Origin of the sequence: Bacteroides caecigallinarum (assembly GCF_016902295.1) — a bacterium.
GTDB classification, from domain to species: domain Bacteria; phylum Bacteroidota; class Bacteroidia; order Bacteroidales; family Bacteroidaceae; genus Phocaeicola; species Phocaeicola caecigallinarum_A.
The window spans coordinates 22754-33455 of sequence record NZ_JACJLQ010000037.1; the positions used below are offsets into that span (position 1 = coordinate 22754).

The 10702-nt window shown below is 41.5% G+C and carries 6 protein-coding genes; 4 read left to right on the plus strand and 2 right to left on the minus strand.

Features of this window, described 5'->3' with window-relative positions; all coding sequences use genetic code 11:
- Positions 1-35: 35 nt before the first annotated feature.
- The 4 genes from H6A27_RS11655 (at position 36) to H6A27_RS11670 (ending at position 6598) form a co-directional block, all read left to right on the plus strand.
- A complete protein-coding gene (locus tag H6A27_RS11655; RefSeq protein ID WP_204508793.1) occupies positions 36-2072 on the plus strand; it encodes a hypothetical protein in 2037 nt (678 codons plus the stop codon).
- Positions 2073-2274: 202 nt separating this feature from the next.
- Positions 2275-5109: a leucine--tRNA ligase gene (gene leuS, locus H6A27_RS11660; RefSeq protein WP_204508794.1), complete on the plus strand. Its 2835-nt coding sequence runs from the start codon at positions 2275-2277 to the stop codon at positions 5107-5109.
- An 11-nt stretch (positions 5110-5120) separates the two neighbouring features.
- Positions 5121-6017: a YitT family protein gene (locus H6A27_RS11665; RefSeq protein WP_204403859.1), complete on the plus strand. Its 897-nt coding sequence runs from the start codon at positions 5121-5123 to the stop codon at positions 6015-6017.
- Complete coding sequence (locus H6A27_RS11670; protein WP_204508798.1) at positions 6017-6598, plus strand: non-canonical purine NTP diphosphatase; 582 nt, start codon at positions 6017-6019, stop codon at positions 6596-6598. The genes H6A27_RS11665 and H6A27_RS11670 overlap by 1 nt, the downstream gene beginning before the upstream one ends.
- Positions 6599-6665: 67 nt before the next feature.
- On the opposite strand, the gene rnr is transcribed toward H6A27_RS11670, so the two are convergent.
- Together rnr and H6A27_RS11680 are read right to left on the minus strand one after the other, a co-directional pair.
- A complete protein-coding gene (gene rnr / locus H6A27_RS11675) occupies positions 6666-8813 on the minus strand; it encodes a ribonuclease R (protein ID WP_204508795.1) in 2148 nt (715 codons plus the stop codon).
- Positions 8814-8879: 66 nt separating this feature from the next.
- Positions 8880-10421 (minus strand): MutS-related protein, encoded by a 1542-nt coding sequence (locus H6A27_RS11680; protein ID WP_204508796.1) that lies wholly within the window; start codon positions 10419-10421, stop codon positions 8880-8882.
- Positions 10422-10702: the final 281 nt, after the last annotated feature.

A 10702-nucleotide genomic window follows, 5' to 3' on the forward strand; every position in this document is an offset into this window, starting at 1 on the left:
TGTATCCTCTTTTTTTATATAACCGGGCTTAAGCTATGTGGTTGAGGAATGTGTATTTTATAACAGTGTGCCTGTTTGGATTTTTAGTTGGGAATGCCATTGAATTAAATAGATATAATGTGTCAGCTACGATTTCATTGAAAGTCCCAGGCAAAGATGCTGTGAGTTATCCTTTGGCCTTGCATGAGGTTGGAGGGAGCAGATTGGATTACAACCTTGTGAGTAGTAAGGAAATACCTGTAACTTTATCCCAGAAAGTAGAGAAAGTATCTGGTAATATACGTCTGACATTATCTGTTCTGGCTTTAGAAGATATATATTTTAATTTTGGTGAGCTTGTAACGACAGAGTCCAAACATGATGATTGTTTGTTTTATATGCCCGGCTTTTGGTATCGTAAGAATTTGCGCTCACCGAAGAAAGCGCCATCATTCCATTCATCAGACAGTTGGATAGTACGTGAGGACAGGTTAAGCACACCTTTGACTTCAATATTCGATGAGAAAAGCAACAGACTATATTCTGTAATAAGAATAGATGGTTTTGAGTCGGACGCTATCGCTTCAGGAAATAAGGGAGAAGTGATGCTTTCAGGTAAAACATCTGTGGGATATACAGGATTTAAGAATCTTGAAGGAAAAGCCTCATTGTCTTTTGGATATCCATATAAGGAAGCTCCATATACATATATCAGGAAACTGACATTAGCGCCACCTGTTACTGCTTATCAGTATCTTAAAAAAGGAGATGGCATGAAGCTGGTCTGGGAAATAAGAGAAAGAAGTGCTGAAGACTTTGCAGATTGTGTAAAGTCCTTATGGGAATATAGTTATGATGTTTATAAACCATTACCTGTCGATGAATCATATACCGACGACAGGATGAAAGAAGTCTTGAGCAATTTCTTTGTAGAGAGTTTTGTCGGTGATAAAAATGTCAAATATTACTCCGGAGTCGAGCTGAATACAGCTACATGCGATAAGACCGGTATGGCGGAAGTCGGTTTTGTAGGACGTACTCTGTTGAATGCATTTAATGCTTTGGAATATGGTGAAAGTATGCGGCGCGATGATCTGATAACAAATGCCAGATCTGTTTTTGATTCTTATCTGGCTCATGGCTTCTCTAAGAAAGGCTTTTTCAACGAGGTAATTGATTTCAAACGCAATTCCATCAATTCTGTTCATAGCATACGCCGCCAGTCGGAAGGAGTTTATGCTGTTCTGTATTATCTGAATTATGAAAGGAAGCATGGACGCAGACACATGGAGTGGGAGATGAAAATCAGGCACATGCTCGATATGTTTGTAAAACTTCAAAAAAAGAATGGCCGTTTCCCAAGAAAATTTAAAGATAATTTTTCCGCTGTTGATAAAAGTGGAGGTAGCACGGCTTCTGCTACTCTGCCATTGGTTATGGGTTATAAATATTTTAATGATATAAACTATCTGGAAGCAGCTAAGCGTTCCGTAAACTATCTTGAAAAAGAGGTAATATCAAGGTCGGATTATTTTTCATCTACCCTTGATGCGAATTGTGAGGACAAGGAGGCTTCGTTATATGCTTCTACTGCGGCCTATTATCTTGCTCTTGTTACGGAAGGAGAAGAAAGACGGCATTATGCAGATTTGGCTAAGAAATCCGCTTATTTTGCATTGTCATGGTATTATACTTGGGATGTGCCTTTCGCTGAGGGACAGATGCTCGGTGAAGTCGGACTGAAAACACGTGGTTGGGGAAATGTTTCTGCCGAGAATAATCATATCGATGTTTTTGTATTCGATTTTGCGGATGTCCTCAGATGGTTGTCGAAGGAATATAATGAACCGCGTTTCTCTGAATTCGCAGATGTTATGAACACTTCAATGCGGCAATTGCTGCCTTATGAAGGACACATGTGTGATATAGCAAAAGTTGGATTTTATCCTGAAGTTGTCCAGCATACAAATTGGGATTATGGCAAAAACGGTAAAGGACACTATAATGATATTTTTGCTCCCGGATGGGTAGTCGCATCTTTATGGGAATTGCTTACACCTGGTAGGGCGGAAAAATTTTTGGAATCGGAGTAATCATCGTTTGAATATAGAATATTAAAGCGCTTTAGGATAAATGTTGGCAGCGACAAGAAATTTTGTATATAATACTTTTTTATCTTGTCGCTGCTTTTTGTTTTCATTCTATTGCCTTTTGGAGTATCTTTATTTTTTTTATTGTATCTTTGCGGACAAATTGGATAAATAACGTAAAATCAAATATATAAAGTACATCGCTATGGAATATAATTTCAGGGAGATAGAAAAGAAATGGCAACAGAAGTGGGTGGAAAACAAGACCTACAAAGTTTCGGAAAATGAATCAAAAAAGAAGTTTTATGTATTGAACATGTTCCCTTATCCGTCGGGAGCAGGACTTCATGTCGGACATCCATTGGGATACATCGCCAGTGATATATATGCTCGCTACAAGCGACTTCAGGGTTTCAATGTTCTTAACCCTATGGGTTACGATGCTTACGGATTGCCTGCAGAACAGTATGCTATCCAGACAGGACAGCATCCGGCTGTAACTACTGCGGCAAACATTGCACGCTATCGTGAACAGCTCGACAAGATAGGTTTCTGCTTCGATTGGGACCGCGAGGTACGTACATGCGAACCTGATTATTACCATTGGACACAGTGGGCTTTCCAGAAGATGTTCAACAGCTATTACTGTAATTCATGCGGTAAGGCTCAACCTATAGAGAATCTGATTAAGGCTTTCGAGACTAAAGGTACTGAAGGTCTTGATGTGGCTTGTGGCGAAGAACTGAGTTTCACAGCGGAAGAATGGAACGCAAAGTCAGAAAAGGAACAGCAGGAAATCCTGATGAACTACCGTATAGCTTATCTTGGCGAGACTATGGTGAACTGGTGTCCTGCATTGGGTACTGTATTGGCAAACGATGAGGTCGTTGACGGTGTTTCTGAACGTGGAGGACATCCTGTAGTGCAGAAGAAGATGCGCCAGTGGTGCTTGAGAGTTTCTGCATACGCACAGAGATTGCTCGACGGACTTGAGACTGTTGACTGGACAGACTCTCTGAAAGAAACACAGCGTAACTGGATAGGTCGTTCGGAAGGTGCTGAAGTTCGCTTCAAGGTTAAGGACAGTGACATGGAATTCACTATCTTTACAACACGTGCGGATACAATGTTCGGTGTTACTTTCATGGTTCTTGCACCTGAAAGCGAACTTGTTCCACAGCTCACCACTGAAGCTCAGAAAGCTGAAGTTGAGGCTTATCTTGACCGCACAAAGAAACGTACTGAACGCGAACGTATATCAGACCGCCGCGTGACAGGTGTGTTCAGCGGTTCGTATGCGGTAAATCCGTTTACAGGCGAGGCTGTGCCTATCTGGATAAGTGATTATGTACTTGCCGGTTATGGTACAGGTGCAATCATGGCTGTTCCTGCTCACGACAGCCGCGACTATGCTTTTGCAAAACATTTCAACTTGCCTATCGTTCCGCTGGTGGAAGGTTGCGACGTAAGCGAAGAGAGCTTCGATGCCAAGGAAGGTATTGTTTGTAACTCTCCAAAGGCCGGAGCGACTCCTTATTGCGATTTGAACCTCAACGGTCTTACAATAAAGGAAGCAATCGCTACTACAAAGAAGTATGTGAAAGAACATAACCTCGGACGTGTAAAGGTTAACTTCCGTTTGCGTGACGCCATCTTCTCACGTCAGCGTTACTGGGGAGAGCCATTCCCTGTTTACTACAAGGATGGTATGCCATATATGATTGACGAGAGCAAATTGCCTTTGCAGTTGCCTGAAGTAGCCAAGTTCCTTCCTACTGAGTCTGGCGAACCTCCATTGGGTCATGCCACTAAATGGGCTTGGGACGTAAATGCCGGCGAGGTGGTTGAGAACTCTAAGATAGACAATGTAAACGTATTCCCTCTCGAACTTAATACAATGCCTGGTTTCGCAGGTTCAAGCGCATACTATCTGCGCTATATGGACCCACACAATGATAAGGCCCTTGTTTCGGAAAAGGCAGACAGATACTGGCAGAATGTTGACCTATATGTAGGTGGTACAGAACACGCTACTGGTCACCTGATATATTCACGTTTCTGGAACAAGTTCCTGTTCGACCTCGGTGTAAGCGTTAAGGAAGAGCCATTCCAGAAACTTGTAAACCAGGGTATGATTCAGGGACGAAGCAACTTCGTATATCGTATCAAGGATACAAACACTTTCGTTTCTCTCGGATTGAAAGACCAGTATGACGTTACTCCTCTTCATGTTGATGTAAATATCGTATCAAACGATATCCTTGATGTTGAGGCATTCAAAAACTGGCGTCCTGAATATAACAATGCTGAATTCATCCTTGAAGACGGCAAGTATGTGTGCGGATGGGCAGTTGAGAAGATGAGTAAATCTATGTACAACGTAGTAAACCCTGATATGATTGTTGAACGTTACGGAGCAGATACATTGCGTATGTATGAAATGTTCCTTGGCCCTATCGAACAGTCTAAACCATGGGATACTAACGGTATAGATGGTGTTCACAGATTCTTGAAGAAATTGTGGAGTCTGTTCTACAGCCGTAATGACGAATTCCTTCCTCAGGACGGTGAAGCTACAAAAGAAGAACTAAAGGCAGTACACAAACTGATAAAGAAAGTGACTGGAGACATCGAGACATTCTCTTACAACACTTCAATCAGTGCATTCATGATTTGTGTGAACGAACTTACTTCATTGAAATGTCGCAACAAGGCTGTTTTGAGAGACCTTGTGGTTGTTATTGCTCCGTTTGCTCCACACTTGGCTGAAGAACTTTGGGCAACACTTGGAAACACAACTTCTGTATGTGATGCTCAGTGGCCTGCATTCAACGAAGACTATCTGAAAGAAGATACAGTGAAATATACAATCTCTTTCAACGGAAAGGCACGTTTCACTATGGAGTTTGCTGCCGATGCAGACAATGACACAATCCAGTCTGCGGTTCTTGCTGAGGAACAGTCTCAGAAATGGATTGAAGGAAAGACTCCTAAGAAAGTGATTATTGTTCCTAAGAAGATAGTAAATGTCGTTCTGTAAGATTGAGCTAAATGGAAATATCACTTTTAAGAAAACTTGGCCGGGAATCTAAGGATTACCTGGCCATCACTTTTGGTCTGATGTGTTATGCTTTTGGCTGGGTTGCGTTTATGCTTCCATATCAGATTACCACCGGTGGTGCAACAGGTATTTGTGCGATTATATATTATGTCACAGGAATAGAGATACAGATATCCTATTTTATTATCAATGCCATATTGATGGGGTTTGCCCTGAAAATACTTGGACCTAAATTTAGTGTAAAGACAATATTTGCTATTGTCGTTCTTACTTTCTTCTTATGGCTTTTTCAGCGACTTATGGAAGGTGATGATGGTAAGTTGCCTTTGTTGCTGGGCCCAGGTCAGGACTTTATGGCATGTGTAATAGGCGCCGGTCTTCTTGGATTCGGTATAGGAATAGTATTCTGCAATAATGGTAGTACAGGAGGTACGGACATTATAGCATGGATTATAAACAAGTATAAGGATGTAACCCTTGGAAGAATGATAATGTATTGCGATATAGTGATAATATCTTCCTGTTACTTTATATTCCATGACTGGAGACGAGTTTTGTTTGGCTTCTGCGTATTGTTTATCATGAGTATAGTGATAGACTATGTGGTTAACAGTGCACGCCAGTCCGTACAGTTCCTTATATTTTCGCGTAAGCATGATGAGATAGCTGAAGGTATATCTACTCAGATTAACCGTGGTGTGACTCTTTTGGACGGTAAGGGATGGTACAGCAAGCAGGATATAAAGGTAGTGGTTGTTCTTGCCAAAAAGAGTCAGTCGCTCGATATTTTCCGTCTGGTTAAGGATATTGACCCTAATGCATTTATTTCTCAAAGTAACGTTGTCGGAGTTTATGGTGAAGGTTTTGACCCTCTAAAAGTTAAGTGATTATGAAGAAGCTTGTTTTTGCAACTAATAATGCCCATAAGCTTGAGGAAATACGTGCTATATTGGGCGACAAGGTAGAGATTCTGAGCCTTAATGATATAAACTGTCATGCAGATATCCCTGAAACAGCAGATACTCTGCAAGGAAATGCGGCATTGAAGGCGCAGTATATATACGAGAATTATGGCCTTGACTGTTTTGCCGATGATACAGGTCTTGAAGTTGAGGCTCTGAATGGTGCTCCCGGAATTTATTCTGCCAGATATGCCGGAGGAGAAGGGCACGATTCTGAAGCTAACATGAAGAAACTGCTTTCAGAAATGCAGGACAAGGAAAACCGCAAGGCCCGTTTCCGTACGGTTATCTGCCTGATTGAGGACGGTAAGGAACATTTCTTCGAAGGAATAGTAAACGGCAGCATAATTCGTGAGAGAAAAGGCGGAGCCGGTTTCGGATATGACCCTGTGTTTATGCCTGACGGCTATTCTGAGACTTTTGCTGAAATGGGTAATGATGAAAAGAATAAGATCAGTCATCGCGCAAGAGCCGTCCAGAAACTTTGCGAGTATCTGAATAAATAAAAAATAATACCGTTACAGGTAATCCACGATAAGGATACTGTAACGGTATTTTTATTTTATTGGACTTTTATTCCGCTAGTACGAAATCCAACTGTTTCTTTTCCAGATTGGCGCGTGCCACTTTTATCTTGATGGCATCGCCAAGACTGAATTTCTGATGATGACGTCTGCCGATAAGGCAATAGTTCTTTTCGTCGAACTCGTAATAGTCATTGCCAAGGTCGCGCATGGCTATCATACCCTCACATTTGTTTTCGTTTATCTCGACATAGATACCCCATTCAGTTACTCCGGAGATTACTCCATCGTAAGCGGTTCCGATATGTTCGCTCATGAATTCTACCTGCTTGTATTTGATGGATGCGCGTTCTGCACTTGCTGCTGTCTGTTCCATGGCCGAACTGTGTTCGCACATGCTCTCATACTTGTCGGCCTGTGCAGTTCTTCCTCCGTCCAGATAGCGTGTCAGCAGACGGTGAACCATAAGGTCAGGATAACGGCGTATAGGCGAAGTGAAATGAGTATAATAGTCGAATGCCAGACCATAGTGACCGATATTGTGGATAGAATACCTTGCTTTCTGCATTGAACGCAGTGATACTGTTTCCACCAGGTTCTGTTCTCCTTTACCGTTTACATCCTTCAACAGGCGGTTGATAGACTTTGATACTTCAGTCTTGGTTCCGCTCGTACGGATTTTATATCCGAAACGTGCGATAAACTGGTTAAGGTTGTCCAGTTTGTCCGGGTCCGGCAGGTCGTGGATACGGTATGGGAATACCTTCGCCTTTTTGTTCTTAGGAACTTTTCCTATGTGTTCGGCTACGGTACGGTTTGCCAGAAGCATAAACTCTTCTATCAGCTTGTTCGCTTCCTTTGACTGTTTGAAATAAACGCTCAAAGGCTTTCCTTTTTCGTCAATTTCAAATCTCACCTCGCAACGGTCGAAATCAATGGCTCCTGCAGCAAGACGCTTTTCGCGGAGTATCTGGGCCAGTTTGTTCAGTTCTAGTATCTCTTCCTTGTATTCACCCTCGCCGGTTTCAATGATATTCTGAGCTTCTTCGTACGTAAAACGTCTGTCCGATTTTATCACTGTATGTCTGATTCGATAATCCTTGACTTCAGCCTTTTCGTTCATGTCGAATATCACTGAATAAGCCAGTTTCTCTTCGTTAGGACGCAGTGAGCAGATGAAGTTGCACAGACGTTCGGGCAGCATAGGTATCGTACGGTCCACAAGATAAACGGATGTGGCACGTTTCAGTGCTTCCTTGTCTATGATGCTGCCTTCCTTGACATAATGCGAAACATCGGCAATGTGTACACCTACTTCCCAAAGTCCCGGTTTCAGTTGTCTGATTGAGAGCGCGTCGTCGAAGTCCTTCGCGTCTTTCGGGTCGATAGTAAATGTGGTGATACCTCGGAAGTCCTCACGCTCGGCATAATCCTCTTTCGTGATTTCTGCTGACAGTTTTTCTGCGGCAGCCTCTACAGACTGTGGATAAGTATAAGGCAATCCGTATTCGGCCAGTATGGCGTGCATCTCAGTGTTGTTTTCGCCAGCCTTGCCCAATACATCAATAACCTCGCCGAAAGGATTCTTGGCTTCGTCCGGCCATTCTGTGATTTTCACTACAGCCTTATCGCCATTCTTTGCTCCTTTAAGCTTTTCCTTAGGTATAAAGATGTCGTTGGCAAGTGTGCTTGTTTCTGTGATGAGGAAGGCATAGTTTTTCGATACTTTCAGTGTGCCTACAAATGTAGCTTTTGCCCTGTCCAGAATTTCTATCACTTGTCCTTCTATCTTCTGTTTCTTGCATTTTGCACAGAGAGAAATCTTCACCTTATCGTTGTTCATGGCGTGGGCCGAGTTCCTTTCAGCAATAAAGATAGGTTCCCCTCCATCGTCAGGTATGAACGAGTTCTTGCCGTTGCTCTTTCTGATAAAGGTTCCTGTCATAATCTGACCTCTGTCATTCAGTTTCCACCTTCCCTTTTCGGCTTCAATCAGGAAGTTGTCTTCTGTCATATCCTTCACAATATCGGTACATAGCATTTTTGAAGGATGAGTTGTTAGTTTCAGTCCCAGGAATAATTGCTTAAGGCTTATAGCCTCAGTCGGTTTGTTGCGGAAATAGTTTATGATGAGTTCCGACATCTCTTTTTTCTTCATTCTTTTTCCGCCTTTTTTTTCTTTTTTATTTTTAGCCATAGCTATTCCTTTCTTTTTTAGTTTCTACAAAGTAAGCAAAATAAATGGAATAAAGATATAATAGTCTTATTTATTTTCCTTTGAGCCGGTAAAAGTACCACAGTTTCTTATTTTTTCTGCTTCTTTTGTAATATAATCCGGATAACCGTATAGTCCGAGTATCTTTATGGCGTTACCCTCATTGGCAGTGCCTTTCTTTATTTTGTAATCGAAAGCCAGAGTATCGTTCTCGATATCCTCGCAGAAATGATAAAGCTCGTATTCATTGTCAAGGAGAGAGGTCAGCTCGTTGTCGTGAGTTGAAGCCAGTACTATATTGTTATGTCCTGCCAGTTCTTTCAATACAGCAGCATTGATGGAAATGCGTTCTGCGGTATTTGTCCCCTTGAACAGCTCGTCGAATACCAGAAGATAGTTGCCCGATATAGCACGGTCGAATACCTTTTTCACATTTTCAGTTTCTGTGAGGAAATAACTTTTCCCGTTTTCTAGATCGTCCTCAGTATTTATCACAGAAAGAATGCGTCTGTCCGTGTCAATTCTGAATTCATTCGCAAAGCAGGTGTTGAGAACCTTGCCGGTTATGGCGTTTATCGCAATGGTGCGTATGAAACTGGTTTTCCCCGACATATTCGAGCCGGTAATGAGGATTGATTTCGTGGATATTGATATGTCGTTTGGAATACAGTTGTCTATCAGAGGATGATAGACGGACTTTGCCAACAGCTTTTCGTCATTATCCTGTTTTGCGGGATGACAATAATAAGGTAGCTCTTCGCGAAGAAAAGACAATGAACAAATCACGTCCAGAAATCCGATGAAACGGAAAACACCGTCGATATCTTTACGTTTGCTATCAATCAGACGGAATGAGTTTATTACATTTATTGTAGTATGAAGGAAGAATATGTCCAGCAACTCTGTAAACATGAATAAAGGCATTGCCGCGTTGCTGTCCAGATTTATACTTATACGGAATAAGCGCAATTTCTTGGTCAGCTCCTTTAAATTGTTGATGTAATGATGGATATTTCTGTCCGTATCGGCAAATAGACTGATTGCCGCAATCTTTCCAGCTGTTTGAATAAGTCTGTAAAGTTGTGGTATGGAGAAATAATATAATGAAAGTTGACTTTTCTGTTTCAGATGCAGATAGCAGTTTACGATATATGATATAAGAAGAAGGATAAGAAACTGCCCCGGAATGTTGCTTAAAAAAGTACATAGAAGGAAAACCAACGGCATCCACCGGCAGATATTGATTGCGTTGATATAGCTTTGCGAATAATCAGTATTCTTTCCGTATAATAACTCTGTTATTGTGTAAGCATCAGGTTTATTCAGTCTCCCTAGTAACCCTATGAGCTGTTTCCGTAATGGAATGTCATCATGTAGTTCCTTTATCAGAGATTCGTTATCCCTGATTTCCGAAATCTCATCTTTGCATATTATGTGATATAAATACTGTCTGCCTATACATGATGATGTAAAGTCAAGCTTTTCGCACAAACTGTCGATGTTCAGTTCGTGACGGACATTTTCGGGCAGTCCTTTTTCCCCGAAAGTCCTGTTGCGGTACGTATCGTATGCTTTGATGTCATTATCCATAGTTGACGGAATACTTATATATGCAAATATACTTACAAAAACTAAAAGATGCAATTTATTACTGTTGATGTAAACAATAGTAAAGTTAGATTGTTTTGTTATAAAATAAGAAGCATTGTCTTTTGATAAGATAGGCTGCGCCCAGAAACAAAAGCTTGAAAACTTTGTGCTTCACTCGGTTTGCACTATCTTTCCTCTAAAATGATTTACGGTAGAATGATTCCAAAGGCTTCCATTGGTATATTCATATGAATAAAGGCAATAAAATATTTACCGGCAGC

What these genes read in the sequence shown, in the direction of transcription:
- rnr (WP_204508795.1), bottom strand. Translation starts at nt 8,813, where the DNA reads ATGGCTAAAAATAAAAAAGAAAAAAAAGGCGGAAAAAGAATGAAGAAA.
- H6A27_RS11665 (WP_204403859.1), top strand. Translation starts at nt 5,121, where the DNA reads ATGGAAATATCACTTTTAAGAAAACTTGGCCGGGAATCTAAGGATTAC.
- H6A27_RS11655 (WP_204508793.1), top strand. Translation starts at nt 36, where the DNA reads ATGTGGTTGAGGAATGTGTATTTTATAACAGTGTGCCTGTTTGGATTT.
- leuS (WP_204508794.1), top strand. Translation starts at nt 2,275, where the DNA reads ATGGAATATAATTTCAGGGAGATAGAAAAGAAATGGCAACAGAAGTGG.
- H6A27_RS11680 (WP_204508796.1), bottom strand. Translation starts at nt 10,421, where the DNA reads ATGGATAATGACATCAAAGCATACGATACGTACCGCAACAGGACTTTC.